This is a genomic window from Streptomyces sp. NPDC026092 (genome assembly GCF_040638605.1).
GTDB lineage: Bacteria > Actinomycetota > Actinomycetes > Streptomycetales > Streptomycetaceae > Streptomyces.
Genome location: NZ_JBEZYN010000018.1, coordinates 152,269 through 169,790, shown reverse-complemented (window position 1 = coordinate 169,790; position 17,522 = coordinate 152,269). Strand labels below are relative to the sequence as shown.

The 17,522-nt window shown below is 73.3% G+C and carries 15 protein-coding genes; 7 read left to right on the top strand and 8 right to left on the bottom strand.

What is annotated here, in order from left to right; translation table 11 throughout:
• Positions 1-43 precede the first annotated feature (43 nt).
• The gene (locus tag AB0F56_RS27255; RefSeq protein ID WP_362014139.1) at positions 44-1,255 is read left to right on the top strand and encodes an MFS transporter; all 1,212 of its coding nucleotides are present in this window, start codon (positions 44-46) and stop codon (positions 1,253-1,255) included.
• On the opposite strand, the gene AB0F56_RS27250 is transcribed toward AB0F56_RS27255, so the two are convergent.
• Positions 1,252-2,394, bottom strand: coding sequence for a hypothetical protein (locus tag AB0F56_RS27250; RefSeq protein ID WP_362014138.1), 1,143 nt, complete (start codon positions 2,392-2,394; stop codon positions 1,252-1,254). The two genes, AB0F56_RS27255 and AB0F56_RS27250, sit on opposite strands and share 4 nt — an antisense overlap.
• Positions 2,391-3,320, bottom strand: a complete 930-nt coding sequence (locus AB0F56_RS27245) for a 5-dehydro-4-deoxyglucarate dehydratase (protein ID WP_362014136.1) — start codon at positions 3,318-3,320, stop codon at positions 2,391-2,393. The genes AB0F56_RS27250 and AB0F56_RS27245 overlap by 4 nt, the downstream gene beginning before the upstream one ends.
• Positions 3,321-3,542: 222 nt before the next feature.
• Here AB0F56_RS27245 and AB0F56_RS27240 point away from each other — a divergent pair, with 222 nt between their 5' ends.
• Positions 3,543-4,352 (top strand): NAD(P)-dependent oxidoreductase, encoded by an 810-nt coding sequence (locus AB0F56_RS27240; protein ID WP_362014135.1) that lies wholly within the window; start codon positions 3,543-3,545, stop codon positions 4,350-4,352.
• Between the two features lie 173 nt (positions 4,353-4,525).
• Here the strand turns inward: AB0F56_RS27240 and AB0F56_RS27235 are convergent, their stop codons facing one another.
• On the bottom strand, positions 4,526-5,467 hold the full coding sequence (locus tag AB0F56_RS27235) for an AraC family transcriptional regulator (protein WP_362014133.1): 942 nt from the start codon (positions 5,465-5,467) through the stop codon (positions 4,526-4,528).
• A 100-nt stretch (positions 5,468-5,567) separates the two neighbouring features.
• Here AB0F56_RS27235 and AB0F56_RS27230 point away from each other — a divergent pair, with 100 nt between their 5' ends.
• Positions 5,568-5,807, top strand: coding sequence for a hypothetical protein (locus AB0F56_RS27230; protein ID WP_362014132.1), 240 nt, complete (start codon positions 5,568-5,570; stop codon positions 5,805-5,807).
• 36 nt (positions 5,808-5,843) lie between these two features.
• A complete protein-coding gene (locus tag AB0F56_RS27225) occupies positions 5,844-7,067 on the top strand; it encodes a TerD family protein (protein ID WP_362014131.1) in 1,224 nt (407 codons plus the stop codon).
• 62 nt (positions 7,068-7,129) lie between these two features.
• Here AB0F56_RS27225 and AB0F56_RS27220 read toward each other — a convergent pair whose 3' ends face one another.
• The gene (locus AB0F56_RS27220; RefSeq protein ID WP_362014130.1) at positions 7,130-8,704 is read right to left on the bottom strand and encodes a TROVE domain-containing protein; all 1,575 of its coding nucleotides are present in this window, start codon (positions 8,702-8,704) and stop codon (positions 7,130-7,132) included.
• A gap of 354 nt (positions 8,705-9,058) precedes the next feature.
• Complete coding sequence (locus tag AB0F56_RS27215) at positions 9,059-10,501, bottom strand: alkaline phosphatase PhoX (RefSeq protein WP_362014129.1); 1,443 nt, start codon at positions 10,499-10,501, stop codon at positions 9,059-9,061.
• An 89-nt stretch (positions 10,502-10,590) separates the two neighbouring features.
• Between AB0F56_RS27215 and AB0F56_RS27210 the strand changes: the two genes are divergently transcribed.
• The gene (locus AB0F56_RS27210) at positions 10,591-11,358 is read left to right on the top strand and encodes an SDR family oxidoreductase (protein WP_362014128.1); all 768 of its coding nucleotides are present in this window, start codon (positions 10,591-10,593) and stop codon (positions 11,356-11,358) included.
• A 550-nt stretch (positions 11,359-11,908) separates the two neighbouring features.
• Here the strand turns inward: AB0F56_RS27210 and AB0F56_RS27205 are convergent.
• The gene (locus AB0F56_RS27205) at positions 11,909-13,369 is read right to left on the bottom strand and encodes a hypothetical protein (protein WP_362014126.1); all 1,461 of its coding nucleotides are present in this window, start codon (positions 13,367-13,369) and stop codon (positions 11,909-11,911) included.
• A 232-nt stretch (positions 13,370-13,601) separates the two neighbouring features.
• Here AB0F56_RS27205 and AB0F56_RS27200 point away from each other — a divergent pair, with 232 nt between their 5' ends.
• Positions 13,602-15,440, top strand: a complete 1,839-nt coding sequence (locus AB0F56_RS27200) for an endonuclease/exonuclease/phosphatase family protein (RefSeq protein ID WP_362014124.1) — start codon at positions 13,602-13,604, stop codon at positions 15,438-15,440.
• A gap of 17 nt (positions 15,441-15,457) precedes the next feature.
• On the opposite strand, the gene AB0F56_RS27195 is transcribed toward AB0F56_RS27200, so the two are convergent.
• Entirely contained in the window at positions 15,458-16,171 is a 714-nt protein-coding gene (locus AB0F56_RS27195) for an antibiotic biosynthesis monooxygenase (RefSeq protein WP_362014122.1), read from the bottom strand.
• Between the two features lie 86 nt (positions 16,172-16,257).
• Between AB0F56_RS27195 and AB0F56_RS27190 the strand changes: the two genes are divergently transcribed.
• Entirely contained in the window at positions 16,258-16,701 is a 444-nt protein-coding gene (locus tag AB0F56_RS27190) for a GNAT family N-acetyltransferase (protein WP_362014121.1), read from the top strand.
• 7 nt (positions 16,702-16,708) lie between these two features.
• Here AB0F56_RS27190 and AB0F56_RS27185 read toward each other — a convergent pair whose 3' ends face one another.
• Positions 16,709-17,449, bottom strand: coding sequence for a glucose 1-dehydrogenase (locus AB0F56_RS27185; protein WP_362014119.1), 741 nt, complete (start codon positions 17,447-17,449; stop codon positions 16,709-16,711).
• Positions 17,450-17,522 lie beyond the last annotated feature (73 nt).

Genomic DNA, 17,522 nt, shown 5'->3' with positions numbered 1-17,522 from the left:
CTGCCCGATCCGGCCGGGCCACCTCAGGGACCAGGCTGCCGCCATGACCATGGGCTTGAGGTGGACGGCGGGGCTGTATCTGACCGGGGTACTGGTGTCGGGCTTCGGCTCGACGGCGATGTGGCTGGCGTCCGGGATCTGGGTCAAGTCCCTGACGGGCTCGGACAGTCTGGCGGCGCTGACCGTCTTCGCCCTGTGGGCGCCCGCGCTCGTCGGTCCGCTGCTCGGCACGGCCGCCGACCGGGTGCGACGGCGACCGCTGATGGTCTGGTCGAACGTGGCGATGGCGGCGCTGCTTCCGACACTGCTCTGGGTCGACTCGGCGGACCGGGTGTGGCTGCTCTTCGCGGTGCTCGTGCTGTACGGGGTCCAGGGCACCGTCCACGACGCGGCGGAGGTCGCCCTCGCGGCGAGCGCGCTCGACAAGCGGCTGCTCGGGGACTTCAACGGGCTGCGGACGACGGTCAACGAGGGCGTGAAGCTCGTCGCCCCGCTCCTCGCGGCCGGGCTCTTCGCACGGTACGGCGCCGCGCCCGTGGCCCTGCTCGACGCGGCGACGTTCGCGCTCGCGGCCGGGGTGTTCGCGCTGATGCGGGTACGGGAGGAGAAGCCGGCCGCCCGGCCGGCCTCGGCGCGCTGGGCCCGGGACATCGGGGAGGGCCTGCGGACGATCCGCGCCTCGCCGGTCCTGCGCCCGCTGATGCTTACCGGGTCGTTCACGATGCTGCTCGCCGGGGTCAACGGCGCGGCGATCTACGCGGTCGTCGACCGGGGCCTCGGCCACTCCCCCACGTACGCGGGCGTGTTGTACGCCGTCCAGGGCGCGGGCTCGGTCGTCGCGGGGCTCGCGGCGGGGCCCCTGCTGCGCCGGGTGACGGGACGGACGCTCGCCGCCGCCGGTCTCGCCCTCTTCGCCCTGGCGGTGGGCGCCCGCGCCGTCCCGCACGACGGCGTGGCGCTGGTGGCGAGCGGCCTGATCGGGGTCGGCCTGCCGCTCGTCCTGGTCGCCGCGATGACGGCGGTCCAGCGGGAGGCCCCGGCGGACGCGGTGGGCCGCACGGCCGCAACGGCGCACACCCTCCTCTTCGTCCCGAACGCGGTCGCCCTGGCGGTCGGCGCGGGACTGGTCGCCCTCGTCGACATCCGGGTGCTGCTGCCGCTGCTCGCGGCGACGGGCGTGGCGGGGGCGGCGGTCGTGGCGACTCGGAAGGCCGCCCCCGCGGTGAGCGGCCTTCCTCAGTCCCGCGTTCCCTAGCCCAGCGCCCGCAGCGCCTCCGCGACCGCGGCCAAGTCGGCGTCCGAGGCCAACCCCGCGTGGTACAGGCGCAGTTCGGTGGCGCCCTCCGCGACCGCGCGCTCGGCGTCCTCGGCGAGCGCGCCGGGGGAACCGCCCATCCCCGACACCACACCGAAGTTGGCCGCGAGGACGCTCCCCGGACGGGCCGCGACGCCGAAGGGGCCCACGGTGGCCGCCGGGGTGACGACTCCGTCCGCGACCGCGAGCACGTGCCCCGGCTCCGTCCCCACGTTGGCGCCGCAGCGGTACGGCACCGGGTCGGCGTGGAGCAGGACGCGGAAGCCCGCCGGGGCGGCCGCGCGGACGGCGCCGACGGCGGCCTCCTGGAGCGCGCGGGCGGTCCGGGTGCGCCAGGCGAGCACGGGCTCCTCGAAGGACCCGAGCCCCAGGCCGACCCCGGCCCCGTCCCCGCCCGCCCAGACCGGCTCCAGCGCCCCGCGCACGGCCGCCGCAAGGGCGTCGGGGTCGACGCCCCCGTCCTCGTACCCCTGCCGGCAGGAGGGGCAGAAGCAGAGGGACATCAGGTACTGCGCGCGATCGCCGAGCGGGACTCCGGCGGTCTTGTCGTGGGCGTGCAGGTGGGCGAGGCCGTACCAGCCGCAGGACTCCAGCTCGGTGCCGGCCGCCCCGGGCCGTACCGCCGCTTCGGCCGCGAGGTCCACGAGGTAGGCGCGGGCGTCGGGCTGGGCGATGCAGGGGGCCCAGGGGTAGCGGTCGCCGTAGGCGTTGAGGACCGAGGTCTCCGGACGCTCCGCGCCCAGGCGGGAGTTGTGGGCGAGGACGACCCAGGTGTGGACCTCGAGGCCCGCGTCCGCGAGCGCACGGCCCGCCTCGCCGTACGCGTCGCCCGGCGCCCACTCGCCGGCCTCGTACGGCCGCAGCGCCCGGCCCGACCAGCGGGCCGGGTCCGGCGGGTAGAGCACGGCCGCGTGCTCGGCGGTGACGATCCGGTGCGCGGGGTGCCGGGGCGTCAACGCGCGCGTGGAGTGGTACGCGGAGGCGAGGGTGACGCTCGCGAGACCGAGCTCCGCGAGCCGACCGGGCGCCGCCGGGTCACCGACGACGTCCCACGGGTAGACGAACGCCCCGGCCCTCACGCGTCACCGCCCAGCAGCGCGCGGCCGCGCTCGATGATCGTGGCGAGATCCTTCAGGTGCTCGGGGGCGGGCTCGCTGAGCGGCGGGCGGACCTCGCCGACATCCAGGCCACCCATCCGTACCGCCGCTTTGACGAGCGAGACCGCGTAGCCCCGTCCCTTGGCGCGCAGTTCGACGAGGGGCCGGTAGAAGCCGTCGATGAGCTTCTCGACGGTCGCGTCGTCGCCGGTCGTGAGGGCGCGGTGGAAGGCGAGGGCGATGTCGGGGGCGAAGCAGAAGACGGCGGAGGAGTAGAGGGTGACGCCGATGCCCCGGTAGGCGAGTCCGGTGAGTTCGGCGGTCGGCAGGCCGTTGAAGTAGAGCAGGTCGAGGCCCTCGGCGCGGACGGCGCTGACGATCCGCTGCATGAGGTCGAGGTCGCCGAGGCCGTCCTTGAGGCCGATGATCCCCTCGGCGCGGGCGAGGGCGACGGCGGTCTCGGGGGTGAGGACAGCGTTGTCGCGCTGGTAGACGACGACGTCGAGCGAGGTGGCGGCGGCCAGTTCGGTGTAGTGCCGCAGGAGTCCGGCCTGGTCGGCGACGACGAGGTACGGCGGCATGGCGAGGAGCCCGTCCGCGCCGGCCTCCTCGGCGAGCCGGGCGTACCGGATCGCGAGGGCCGTGCCGTAGCCGGCGCCGGCGACGACGGGGACGCGGCCGGCCGACTCCTCGACGGCGGCGGCGACGCAGTCGCGGAACTCCTCGGGGGTCAGGGCGTGGAACTCGCCCGTTCCGCAGCAGGCGAAGACCGCGGCGGCGCCCGCCTCGATCCCGCCGCGGACATGGGCGCGGAAGAGGTCGAGGTCGACGGTGCCGTCCGGGGCGAAGGCGGTGACGGGGAAGAACAGCAGGCCGTCGAGCCGTTCGGCGAGCGGGGCTGTGGTCACGGGCGCTCCCAGGGAAGTCCGTCGTGCACCGTCGTGCACAATTATGATTACTGTCCACATTCTTGAACACCTCCACGCTAGAGCAGCCGTGAAGCGCCGGTCAAGGCGCAAACCCGGCCCGCCTGTGCGGTCTTGGCGGTCCGTGCGCGCTCTTGACGCTCGGCGATCAGCCTCCCTACCGTGTCCACGGTTGTGAATGTGATCCACGGACGGAGACTCCCGATGCCCACACCCCGTACCGTCCTGCTCACCGGCGCCGCCGGTGGCGTCGGCACGCTGATGCGCGCGCTGCTGCCCGCGTACGGCTACGAGCTCCGGCTGCTCGACATGGCGCCGGTCGAGGGCGCGCCGGACGCGATCGTCGCCGACCTATCCGACCGCGAGACGCTGCGCGAGGCCGTCCGGGGCGTCGACGCGATCGTGCATCTCGCCGGGATCTCCCTGGAGTCGACCTTCGAGAAGATCGTGGCCGCCAACATCACCGGCCTGCACCACGTCTACGAGGCCGCCCGCGAGGAGGGGGTGGGCCGGATCGTCTTCGCCTCCAGCAACCACGCCGTCGGCTTCACCCCGCGCCCGCGCGGGGACGACCCGGTGATCCCGGTCGACACCCCGCACCGCCCGGACACCTTCTACGGCCTGTCCAAGTGCTTCGGGGAGGACCTGGCGCAGTTCTACTGGGACAAGCACGGCCTGGAGACCGTCTCCGTACGGATCGGCTCCTGCTTCCCCGAGCCGACCTCGGTGCGGATGCTGTCGATGTGGCTGAGCCCGGCCGACTGCGCCCGGCTCCTGCACGCGGCGCTCACCGCCGAGGGCGTGGGACACACCGTGGTGTACGGCTCCTCCGCCAACACCCGGCTGTGGTGGGACCTCTCCTCGGCGCGGGCGCTCGGCTACGAGCCGCGGGACGACTCGGAGCCGTACGCGGAGGCGATCATCGCCGCGCAGGGCCTGCCGAAGGCGGACGACCCGGCGGACGCGCACCTCGGCGGCCACTTCTGCACGGAGCCGCCGCGCTGGCCGCACTGAGGGGCGCGGAAGAACTACACATGGCCCGGCCGGACTTATGCGGGGGCGCCGGCCGGGCCCGGGTCACACCATGCGGTGGCACAGGCGACAGAGGGAACGTTACGGCGGTGGGGTGGAACCTCGCGATCCGCTCAGCGCGGCGACCATCCGCGAAACGCGGCGGGTCCACCGGTTCATCGCGCGGACTCCCGCAGCGTCTGCGACGGCGTCTCCCCGAACCGGGTCCGGTACTGCGCCGCGAACCGCCCGTGGTGCGTGAAGCCCCAGCGCCAGGCGACCTCGCTCACGCTCAGCTCCCCCGGGCCCGCGCCCCGCAGCTCCTCGTGGACCCGTTCGAGCCGGACGTCACGGACGTACGCCATCGGAGACATGCCCACGCACTCCCGGAACGACTCCTGGAGCCGGCGCACGCCCACCCCGGCGAGCTCGGCGAGTTCGGTCGTGGTGAAGGGGTGCTCGGGACGGGCCCGTACGGCGTCCATCGCGCGCTTCACGGACACCGGCCGCAACTGCCCGTCCGGGTGGGCCAGCTCGTCCCGCCACGGGTGGTCGGCCGCCAGCAGCAATCCGTTGAGCAGGGCCTCCTGGAGGGGACCTGCGACCAGCGCGTGCTGCGCCAGGCCGTCCCCGGCGAGCGCGTCGCGCGCCACCTGGAGCGCGAAGCGCGCCCAGGCCCGGCCGGGGCCGCGGGTGAGGTCCACGTACGGCGCGAAGGCGAGCCGGCCGCGCGGCGAGCGGCCGATGAGCCGTTCGAGGCGTTCGCTCAGCGCGGCCGCGTCGATCTTGACGGAGAGCGTGCGGCAGTCCCCGCTCCAGCGCTCCAGGACCGTGTCGCCGTAGGGGTCGAGCACCACGGCCTCGCCGGCCGTCGCGACCACCGGCGCGGCCCTGCCCTGGCGCAGCTCCATCGTCCCGCCGAGCGGCGCGTTGACGTGGAAGGCCCCGAGCTCGCCGAAGCGCATCCGGACGTCGGCCCCGCAGGACAGGTCGCCGATGACCAGCGGTCCGAGCCGCACCGTGTCGAACGTGGCGGCGAAGGGACGTTCCCGCCGCTCGATGACGTCCATGAAGTTGGCGTAGTAGCGCGCGTCGATCTCCTGGCGCGCCTCGTCCACGTCCCGCGTTCTGAAAGAGCTCCCACCCACGAGCCGCAAGAATACGATCATCGCGAAATTCGTTGGGACGCGCGTGCCCGTGAACGGCACGATGGGCGCCATGCCTCAGCCTCATGGATTCAGCTACGCGCAGCGCGCGGACGGCACCGTCGTGATCACGCACCAGGGACGCGCGGCGGGCACCCTGCGCGGCGGGCGGGCCGAGAAGTTCCTGGCGGAGGTGGGATCGGGGGACGCCCAGCTGGTCATGGCCCGCTGGACGGGCGCGTACAAGTTCGGCAACGAGCGCGCGGCCCGGAACCACCCCCGTAACCGAAGTGGCCGAAGGGACTCCAGGTAAGGGAACGGCAAAGCCGCCTCGCTCGTTACCCCTGGCATGACCGCTATGACCCCCGGCTCGAACATCCCGCTCTCCGCCGCGCGCGTGGCGGTGGACGTCGCCGCTCCGGTTCGGCTCGACGTCTCGGGCCTGCTGCTCAGCGCCAACGGCAAGGTGCGCTCGGACGACGACTTCATCTTCTACAACCAGCCGACCGGCCCCGGCGTGACCTACCGCTCCGGCGGCGGCACGGCCCCGGACGCGATCGTCGTGGACACCGGCGCGGTGCCGCCGGGCATCGAGAAGATCGTCGTCACCGCGAGCCCGGACGCCGCGGGCCAGACCTTCCAGGGCGTCGAGCCCACCGCGACGATCCGCAACGCGGACGACGGCAGCGTCCTCGCCTCCTTCACCCCGCCGCAGCTGGGTGCCGAGACGGCGCTGGTGGTCGTGGAGATCTACCTGCGCAACGGCGCCTGGAAGGCGCGCGCCGTGGGCCAGGGATACGCCAACGGCCTCGCGGGCATCGCCACCGACTTCGGCGTCTCGGTGGACGAGGAGCCGGCCGCCGCCACGCCCGTGGCGCCCCCGGTCGCGGCCCCGCCGACCGCCCCCGTCGACCCGCGGATCTCCGCCCCGACGCCTCCCCCGCCGCCCGCGCCCCCGGCGGCCCCGGCAGCGCCCGCCGCCCCGGTCTCCACGGGCAAGATCAACCTGGACAAGGGCCGGGTCAACCTCCAGAAGAACCAGACGGTCTCCCTGGTCAAGGGCGGCCGCCCGCTCCTCACCCAGGTCAAGATGGGCCTCGGCTGGGAGCCCGCGTACCGCGGCAAGGACATCGACCTCGACGCCTCCGTCATCGCGTACGGCCCCCAGCGCAACCACCTGGACAGCTGCTACTTCGGCAAGCTCTCCATCCTGAACGGCTCGATCAAGCACTCCGGCGACAACCTGACGGGCGAGGGCGCGGGCGACGACGAGGTCATCGTCGTCGACCTCGGCCGGCTCCCCGCCGACGCCACGGGCCTGGTCTTCACGGTGAACTCGTTCACCGGCCAGAAGTTCACCGAGGTCGCCAAGGCCTACTGCCGGCTGATCGACGCGGCGACCGGCGAGGAGCTGGTCCGCTTCGACCTGACGACGGCCGAGCCGCAGACGGGCGTGATGATGGCCAAGCTCATCAAGCAGTTCTCCGGCGAGTGGGAGATGACGGCGATGGGCGAGTTCGTGAAGTCCCGCACGGTCCGCGGCATGGTGAAGCCGGCGGCCCAGGCGCTCTGATCGCTGTACGGGGAAGGGCCCGCCGGTCACCGACCGGCGGGCCCTTCCTCACTCGCTCGTCCTCACATCCAGGGCCAGTCAGCCCGCCGGCCGGCTTCGAGCAGCGGAACCATCCGGAACGCTGCGTCGGTCAGCCCGGCGAAGGTGTGACGCCGGCCGGTCCCCGAGGGCGCGTGGCCGACCCGGTGGCCCGCCAGGTTCCACGTGTACACGGGGACGTGGTCCGGCACCTGCGCGGTCGGGTCTCCCAGACGGCTGTGGGCGGCCTGCTCGTCGGTGACGATCAGGACCCTGTCGTGCCCCTTGTAGTGCCTGCGCACCGCCTCGGTGGTGTTGGTGCCACCGAGGTTGCCGAAACGGTCGAGGACCTTCAGCACGGACTCACCGGCCTGGTACGGCACCGGCGCGCTGCTCGTGCCGAACTCCACCAGGTCCGCGTCGGCGGCCCGCATCGCCACGGCCGTACCGAACACGGCCGCCGCGTCGGCCCGGTTGAGCTCGGAGCGGTCGGAGAGCCGCGACCACATCGAACCCGAGCGGTCGACGAGGACCAGCGTCCGGCCGGGCAGCGCGGGCACGTTGGCCAGCGAGTGGCCGAGCGCCTGCTCCAGCGGATACGCCCAGCGCAGCGAGGGCGCGTGCCGGTACGCCGCGAGGTAGCGGAACGGGAACTGCCGCGACGCCGCGACCGCCTTCGGGTCCGAGATCCGGGCCGCCACCCGCGCCGCGACCTCGTCGGAGACTCCGGCCCCGTCGAAGTTGCGCAGGTTCCGCACCAGCGCCATGGCCCCCATGGACGGGATGACGGCCTCCCAGGCCGCCGCGTCCATCGGACCCTGCAGCCAGCCCGCCAGCGCCTCCCAGGTCATCCCGGCCCCGGCCAGGCGCTCCGCCCCTCCGGGGCCGGTGACCACGGCGCGCCGTTCCTCCACCGGGAGGTCCATCAGGGCGCGATGGGCGGCGAGGACCGGGCTGGAGGCCGGAGGCGCCGCGGTCTCGGGCCGGTGGCGCCGGTCGAGCGCGTACCGGAACAGCTCGCCCTGCCACGGCTTCTCGGGATCGGGCGCGGCATGCGTCAGGTTGAGGACGTCACCGAAGCGGTAGCCCTTGGAGTCGGTGTCGTACTTGAGCAGGGACTTCGCGGAGTACAGCCGCTGCACGGCGTCGGCGACGCCCCGCTTGACGGGCTTCGGGATGTTCCGTCCGTACGTCGAGGTCCAGTAGCCGAGCAGTTCGCCGGGCTCGTCGGCGCGGAGCAGCACGGAGTCGACGACCTGCCGATTGGTGGGGCCGGTTTCGACGCCCGCGTCGAGGCGCGCGCGGACGTACTCGGCGGCGCCGACGAGGGAGGCGGTGCGCATGTGGGCCTCGCTCCGCAGCCAGCGGAGCAGTCCGGCGGTCCACTCGGGGTCCTCGACGGCGAGCTTCCGCACGAGGCCGGCGAAGCGGTCGTCGCGCTCCTCACCGCTCTCGTAGAAGGTCCGCTGCGTCACGAAGTTGGCGACCGCGAGCAGAAAGAGTTCGGACCTCGGCTCACGCAGGACTCCGATGCCGCCCTGATGGGTCGGGGCGCGGTGGGTGGAGACGACGGGTGAGGTCGTGCGGGCGCCGACGGTGCGTGTGTTGAACCGTGCCATGTGAATTCCCCCGAATTCGAGCGTGCGGGGAAGGCACAGGGTTACAGGGACGACGAGGGCGCCCGAGATCAGGATTCGGCGGCGGTGACAAGTCGGCTGCTCTATCCGATTGAGCTACGCACCCCAGGGGTGCGACGGGACTCGAACCCGCAACCCGCTGATCCAAGAAGTATCCGTCGCCTGCGCACCGGGCACCCTCGTGTCCATGCTGTGCCTCCCGAGATCAAAAGGGGCGGCGGCGTGATTTCGTGGAAGAAGGAGCCGCAGCCGGCGCACCGGGAGGTGCATGGGTATGACCCTAGGCGGGCGGCACGCGCACCCGCCAAGGGTTTTTCTCCGCTACCTGATGAGCGGTCAGCGGCGGGGCTGACGGCGCCAGGGCCCGGTGATGGCGATCATGATGCCCGGGTCCTGGATGTTGGCGAAGAGGGTGTCGCCGTCGGGCGAGAAGACGACGCCGGTGAACTCGCTGTCGTTCAGGTCGTTGCGCGCGATCGGGTAGGTGCGCCCGCGCTCGGTGGCGCCGAAGAGGTGCTGGACGCCCTCGCCGTCCTCGGCGATGACGAGCCCGCCGTAGGGGGAGACGGTGATGTTGTCCGGGCCGTCGTAGGCGCCGTCCTTGTCCGGGTCGGAGTTGACGCCCAGGAGGACCTGGAGGGTCAGGGTGCGCCGCTTGGGGTCGTAGAACCAGACCTGGCCGTCGTGCGCGGCGCCGGGGCTCTCGTCACGGGCGTAGGAGGAGACGATGTAGGCGCCGCCGTCGGCCCACCACATGCCCTCCAGCTTGCGGGCACGGGTCACCTCGTCGGGGCCGAACTGCTCGCGGACCTCGACCTCGCGGCCGTCGCGGTCGGGGACGTCCAGCCAGTCGACGCCGTAGACCGTGCCGATCCGGGTGGCGCGGGAGAGGTCGTCGACGAAGCGGCCGCCGGAGTCGATGCAGCGGGGCGCCTGGAGGACACCGGCGTCGTCGGCGAGGGTACGGAGCTTGCCCCGGCCGTGCTCGAAGCCGCGCGGCGGGACCCAGCGGAAGAAGAGGCCGTTGGGTTCGTCGGCGTCCTCGGTGAGGTAGGCGTGACCGCGCTTGGGGTCGATGACGACCGCCTCGTGGTCGTACCGGCCGAAGGCCTTGATGGGCTTGGGGGCGCGGTTGGCGCGGCGGTCGCGCGGGTCGACCTCGAAGACGTATCCGTGGTCCTTGGTCATGCCGTTCTCGCCGGCCCGGTCGGAGTTCTCCTCGCAGGTGAGCCAGGTGCCCCAGGAGGTACGGCCGCCGGCGCAGTTGGTGGAGGTGCCGGCGATGCCGACCCACTCGGCGACGGTGCCGTCCCGGTGCACCTCGACGACCGTGCAGCCGCCGGACGCGGCGGGGTCGTAGACGAGGCCCTCGGTGAGCGGGACGGGGTACTTCCACTTGGAGCGGGCGCCCTTGAGCTCGTGGTTGTTGACGAGCAGGGTCGTACCGCGCGGCCCGGCGAAGGTGGCGGTGCCGTCGTGGTTGGACGGGGTGAACTCGCCGGACTCCAGCTTGGTGACGCCGCTGTGCGTGATGACGCGGTACGAGAACCCGGCGGGCAGCGCGAGGACGCCCTTGGGGTCCTCGACGAGGGGCCCGTAGCCGAGCCGGTGGTGCCGGTCCCCGTGGGCCCCCTGCCCCTCGGTCTCGGCCTCGAGCCGGTCGTCGGGGGTGGCGAGCGCCTCGGGCGCGGTCGCGAGCGCCGCGACGGTGCCGGTCAGGACGAGGCCCGCTCCGGCGGCGGTGGACTGCTTGGCGAACTCTCGGCGGTTGAGGGGCATGGCGTGGTCGTCTCCCTGTCGTCACCCGGTGTCGGGGCACACGGTCCCGCCCGCGTATAAACGACAGTTGAACAGAGAGGCTGCCTTCCATGAACCTGCCTGCCACAGGTCGGCGTGTCCTTGTCAGCGGAGCCTCCCGGGGCCTAGGGCGCGCGGTGGCCCGGGCGTTCGCCGAGAACGGCGACCGGGTGGCCGTCCACTACGGCTCGCGCGCGGACGAGGCGAGGGCGACCTTCGCGTCGTTGTCGGGATCCGGCCACGCCCTGGTCCAGGGCGACCTGGCGGACGCGACGGGCGCGGAGGAGGTGGCGAACGCGGCGGCGGACGCGCTCGGCGGGATCGACGTCCTGGTGAACAACGCGGCGATCATGCAACGCCACCCGCTACCGGAAACCCCTTACGAGGAGTGGGTGGCGACCTGGCGAGACCACGTGGCGGTGAACCTCCTGGCCACGGCGAACCTCAGCCATCTGGCGGCCCGCCGCATGATCCACCAGGGCGGGGGCGGCCGGATCGTCAACATCGGCTCCCGGGGCGCGTTCCGCGGCGAACCCGACCACCCGGCCTACGCCGCGACCAAGGCCGCCGTCCACGCCCTGGGCCAGTCCCTGGCGGTCTCCCTGGCCCCCCACGGCATCGCGGTCGCCTCGGTAGCCCCCGGCTTCTTCACGACGGAACGCGTAGCCCCCCGCCTCACGGGCGCGGAGGGCGAAGCCATCCGCACCCAGAGCCCCTTCGGCCGCGTAGGAACCCCGGAGGAGATCGCCGCAGCGGTCCTCTGGCTGTCCTCCCCCGCCGCCGAATGGTCCTCAGGCACCATCCTGGACCTCAACGGCGCGTCCCACCTGCGGACGTAGCCGGGGCGGACTGGGGCCCGGGGCGGAGCCCCGGCCCCACCCGGGCCACGCCCCAAGGCAGGACACCGCCGGCACCCAGAAGCGGGCGTAACCCGAGTTCAGCGCACAGCCCCCGGCCCCACCCGCCAACCCCCTTGGCGCCCCACCATCCGCGCCGCGAAGCGCGCCACGAGAGTTCGCGGCGCGAAGCCCGCCGCCGGGCACACGACCCGCGCCACGAAGTGGGCGCGAAGGGGTTCGGGGCGAAGCCCCGCCCCTCTGCCTCCCGGCCGCCGGCCGGCACTCCAGCCGCGCGCCGCGAACCCGGCGCCCTGGGGCTCGGGGCGGAGCCCCACCCCCCTGCCCCCGGGCCACACCCTCCCCGCGCCGCGAAGCCGGCGCGGCGGGGGTTCGGGGGCGGAGCCCCCGGTCCCGTCAGGGTTTCGGGAAGGGGCGGGGTGGGGGATCGGGGGATCCAACCCCCGCCCACCCGGCGCGCCCGTCCGGCACCGGCCCGCCGCGCCACGAAGCGCACGCGACGGGGCCCGGGGCAGAGCCCCCGGGAAACCCCTCACGCGCCGGCGCGCGACCTCGCCTTGAAGGCCGCCTTGCGGGCCTCCTTCGCCGCCGTCTTGTCCGGGTGGAGGCGGCCCATCGCCTCCAGGACCTCCGCCGTCGCCGGGTGTTCCACGCGCCACGCCGCCTCGAAGAAGCCGCTGTGGCGGCCCGTCAGGCCCTCGATCAGGTCGCGCAGTTCGTCCAGTTCGCCGCGCGCGTCCAGCTGCGCCGCGATCGTGTCGATCGCCAGCCAGAAGATCATCGCCTCCGACGGCGCCGGCACGTCCGCCGCCCCGAGCTCCGCCAGCCAGACCCGGGCGAGCCCGCCCAGCTCAGGGTCGTCGAGCACCTCCCGTACCGCCGGTTCCGCCTCCGCGCCCACGAGCGAGAGTGCCTGCTGGCAGTGGAGGCGGCGCAGCGGGGAGGCCTCGTCGGCGCCCCGCGCCGCGGCAAGGAGATCCCGTGCGGCCGCCACCGCGTCCCGGCCCTCCAGCCAGCCCACCGTCTCGGCGCGCGCCGCCGTCTCGGGGTAGGTCGCGAGCCCGTCGAGGAGCACGTCCGCGCCCTTGTCCGCCAGTTCGCCGACGGCCGGCGCGTCCACGCCCGCCTCCAGCATCCGGGCCCGGACGCCGTACAGCCCGAGCGGAGTCAGCCGGACCATGCCGTAGCGGCTGACGTCCTCGTCGTCGACCTCGTCCGTCTCGTCGAACTGCGCCGCCGGCTCCTCGCCCTCCTCCACCATCAGCGCCTCGTCGACCGGCTGGTACTCGACGAGCCCGATGGGCTCGAGGAGCCGGAACTGGTCGTCGAGGCGCATCATCGCCTCCGAGACCTGCTCCAGGACGTCGTCCGTCGGCTCGCCCATGTCGTCCGGGACGATCATCGACGCGGCGAGCGCCGGCAGCGGCACCGGACCCTCGCCCGGCCCGCCGTCGCCGACCGTGAGCAGGTACAGGTTGCCCAGCACGCCCTCCAGGAACTCGGCCTCCTCCTCCGGGTTCCAGTCGAGCAGCTCGAAGTCGATCTCGCCGTCCTCGCCGATGACGTCCGTGATGTCGTCCAGGACGGGCGCGGTGGCGTCGGCGAACACCACGTCGAGGCCGTCGAGCCAGATCCCGAGGACGTCGAGCGGCGCCCCACCCGTGAGGACCGCGAGGTTGTCGCCCACGGTCACCCCGCCCGGGGTGTCGTCGTCGCCGTCCTCGACCTCCACGAGCCCGGTGTCGACCGCGAGGCGCCACGCCTCGCTCGCGTACGCCTCGCCGTCCTCGTCCGCCGTGAGGCCCAACGCCTCGGCGGCGGCGGGCAGTTGGTCCTCGACGAGCTCGCCGCCCGCACTTACCCGGGTCTCCGGGCCGGCCCAGCGGGCGAGCCGCGCCGCGCGGGACAGAAGGGGCGTGGCCAGGGCTTCCCGCGCCAGCTCCGCGTCCGAGTGCAGCTGAACGGGGGGCAGGGAGGGGTGGTCCGGTGCCATCTGCGGTCTTCTCCTCGAAGGGCGTGTGAGCCTGGGTGGCGGTGCGGCGGTCCGGACGCGCGGCGCGCGCCGAACGCGCTTCAGCGTAGACGCTTTTCCCGCCCCACCTCCCGGTTCACGGTCCCGTCAGCCTTCGTACACCCGTCGAGCCTTGACAAGTCCCCCACCCAGCCAAGAGATTGACGCGCGTAGATCCATCGACCGATTATCCAAGCGTCTCCGGAGCACCCTGATGCCTTCCTCCATACCGAGATCCGCGGCCGTCGCCGCCGTCGTGTCCGCCGCGCTCGCCGCCGGGCTGCTCGCCGCCTCCGGCAGCGCCGCGGCCGAGGACACCGCCGCGGTCCGCATCCACGACATCCAGGGCACCACCCGTGTCTCGCCCCTCGTCGGCACCCAGGTCACGGGCGTCACGGGGATCGTGACCGGCGTCCGGACCTACGGCTCGCGCGGCTTCTGGATCCAGGACCCGCAGGCCGACGACAACCCGGCCACCAGCGAGGGCCTGTTCGTCTTCACCAGCTCCGTGCCGACCGTCGCGGTCGGCGACGCCGTCACCGTGAACGGCACCGTCGGCGAGTACGTCCCCGGCGGCCTGGCCTCCGGCAACCAGTCGCTGACCCAGATCTCCAAGCCGACCGTCACCGTGGTCTCCTCCGGGAACCCGCTCCCGGCCCCCGTGACGATCTCCGCCTGGTCGGTCCCGAGCGCGTACGCCCCCGAGGGCGACCCGGCGGCCGCCGGCTCCATCAACGGCCTCACGCTCAACCCGAAGAAGTACGCCCTGGACTACTACGAGTCCCTGGAGGGCACCAACGTCCGCGTCGGCACCTCGCGCGTGGTGGGCGCCACCGACCCGTACTCCGAGCTCTGGGTGACGGTGAAGCCCTGGGAGAACCGCACCTGGCGCGGCGGCACGGTCTACGGCTCGTACACCTCGCAGAACACCGGCCGGCTCCAGATCCAGTCGCTGACGCCGATCGCCCAGCAGCCCTTCCCCAAGGCGAACGTCGGTGACGTGCTCTCCGGGACGACCGAGGGCCCGCTGGACTTCAACCAGTTCGGCGGCTACACCCTGACGGCCCGCACCCTCGGCACGGTCGTGGACCGCGGCCTGGAGCGCGAGGCCACCGAGAAGCAGCGCCGGAACGAGCTGGCGGTCGCGACGTACAACGTCGAGAACCTCGACCCGTCCGACCCGCAGGAGAAGTTCGACGCGCTGGCCGCGGCGGTCGTCGACAACCTGGCCTCGCCCGACATCCTGGCCCTGGAGGAGATCCAGGACAACAACGGCGCGAAGAACGACGGAACGGTCGCCGCCGACCAGACGGTGAAGAAGTTCACCGACGCGATCGTGGCGGCGGGCGGCCCGGCGTACGAGTGGCGCTCGATCGACCCGGAGAACAACAAGGACGGCGGCGAGCCCGGCGGCAACATCCGCCAGGTCTTCCTCTTCAACCCGGAGCGGGTCTCCTTCACCGACCGCGCGGGCACGAACGCCGGCGCCGCGACGGACGTGGTGCGCGGCGAGGGCGGGCGCCCCGAGCTGACGCTCTCCCCCGGCCGCATCGACCCGGCGAACACGGCCTGGGAGAACAGCCGCAAGCCGCTGGCCGGCGAGTTCACCTTCCGCGGCCGTACGGTCTTCGTGGTCGCCAACCACTTCGGTTCCAAGGGCGGCGACGAGTCCCTCGTCTCGCACCACCAGCCGCCGGTCCGCTCCTCCGAGGCGAAGCGCCTGCTCCAGGCGCAGTCCGTGAACGCCTTCGTCAAGGACGTCCTCGCGATCCGCAAGGACGCCGACGTCCTCGTCGTCGGTGACATCAACGACTTCGAGTTCTCCGGGACGACGAAGGCGCTGACGGACGGCGGGGCGCTCTACCCGGCGGTGAAGTCGCTGCCGCGCAGCGAGCGGTACTCGTACGTCTACCAGGGCAACAGCCAGGTCCTCGACCAGATCCTGACCAGCCCGGGCGTCGGCCGCTTCGAGTACGACAGCGTCCACATCAACGCGGAGTTCGCGGACCAGAACAGCGACCACGACCCGCAGGTCCTGCGCTTCCGCCCGTAGGCGCCCGCAGGACGGCGCTACGCGCCCGCGTGCAGACTCAGCGCGGGCGCGTAGCGCCGCACACCGCCGCCGACCACTCCCGGGTACGCCTGCACCCTCGCCCACTGCTGGGTCGCCGATCCGATGCCGTCTCCGGGCCGGGCGAGCGCCTCGGCGTGGGCCCGCTCGCTCTCCCACTCCGCGTAGTTGAGGATCCGGGTCCCGTCGGTCGAGAGGTGGAAGTGGCCCGAGATCCCGCCGGACGCGGCGCCCGCCGGGTCGGTCTCCATCGCCTCGAAGACCCCGTCCACCCAGTCCCGCTGGCGGGCGGCGTCCGGGGCGTCGAACTCCACGTCCACGATCACGACGCAGCCGGGGATGCGGGCGTCGGCCGCCGCGAGGGAGCGGTACGGCGGCGCGTAACGGTGGAGTGCGACGCGCTCGATGCCGGGCACGGCCGCGTCGATCTCGGCGTTCCGGCCGTCGCGGTGGGTACGGACGAACCGCTGGTACGCCTCCTCCTCCGCCCACTGCGAGTAGTGGAGCAGCGTGTCGCCGTCGGCGCCGGTGTACACCGAGTACGAGAGCAGATCGAGGTCCGGCCACTCCCGGCTCTGCCAGGTCTTGGCGATGGCGTCGACGGCGGCCCGCTGCCGCTCGGGCGTACCGACCCGCCACGTGGTGACGAGGACGAACCCGACACCGGGACGGTGCAGGTCGGGGCGGGCGTCGGGGCGGGCAACGGCGTTCATGGGGTGGCCTCCTGTCGTCGATGACCCGAGCCTCCTCCCTCAACCTTGGTTGAGGTCAAGTCCGGTCCCCGTGCGAGACTCCACCCATGCTCCTGCGCCCCGCCACCCGCGCCGAACTGCCCGCCGTCCTCGCCCTCCTCGCCGACGAGGAGCGGGTCGTGGACCCCACGTCGATCGTCGTCACGGAGACGTACGAGCGGGCCTTCGCGGCCATCGAGGGGGATCCGCGCAACGAGATCCTGGTCCTCGTGGACGACGGCCGGGTCGTCGGCTGCCTCCAGGCGACGTACATCCCCGGCCTCGGCAGGGGCGGCGCCGAGCGGGCGCTGATCGAGGCGGTCCGGATCAGGGCCGACCGGCGGGGCGGCGGACTCGGCCGGGAGCTGATGCGCCGCGCGGTCGAGCGGGCGCGCGGGCGTGGCTGCGGGCTCGTCCAGTTGACCAGCGACAAGCGGCGGACGGAGGCCCACCGCTTCTACGCCTCCCTGGGCTTCGCCCGCAGCCACGACGGCTTCAAGCTGACGCTGTGAAGGACCGCTAACCCAGCAGGTGCCCGCCGCCGTCGACGAGGAGCACCTCGCCGGTGATGTACGAGGCGTTGGTGAGGTCGTACACGGCGCCGGCGATGTCCTCGGGCCGCCCGACCCTGCGCATCGGAACCGCCCCCGCCACATGGGCCTTCGCCTCGTCGGCGCCCGCCACGCCGTCGAACCAGGGGGTGTCGACGAACCCCGGCGCGACCGCGTTGACCCGGACGTCCGGGCCGAGGGTCTTCGCGAGCAGCTTCGTCATGTGGTTGACGGCCGCCTTGGAGACGGCGTACGGGATGGAGCTGCCGCCGGGGCGGACGCCGGCCTGCGAGGAGATGTTCACGACACAGCCCGCGCCATGGGCCTTCAGATGCGGGACGGCCGCGGTGATGGTCTGCCAGACCCCGATGACGTTGACGTCGTACAGATGGCGCCAGACCTCGGGCGAGGCCGCCGCCAGGTCGTCGTGCGGGATGAACCGGGTGGTGCCCGCGCAGTTGACGAGGATGTCGAGACGGCCGTACGCCTCGACCGCCGCGGCGACGAGGGCCGCGGCCTGCGTCTCGTCGGAGACGTCGGCCTGGACGTAGACGGCGTCCGGCAGTTCGGCGGCGAGGGCCTTGCCCGCCTCGACCGAACGCGCCGAGTTGACGACGACCCGGATCCCGGCGTCGGCCAGGCGGCGGGCGACGGCGGCCCCTATGCCCGAGGACGAACCGGTGACGAGTGCGACGCGCTGTTCGCTCATGATGTGTGCTCCTGGTCCCCCTGTCGCGTCCCGCCCCGATCATGCCAGACCTCACACTTCAGCCCTGCTTACC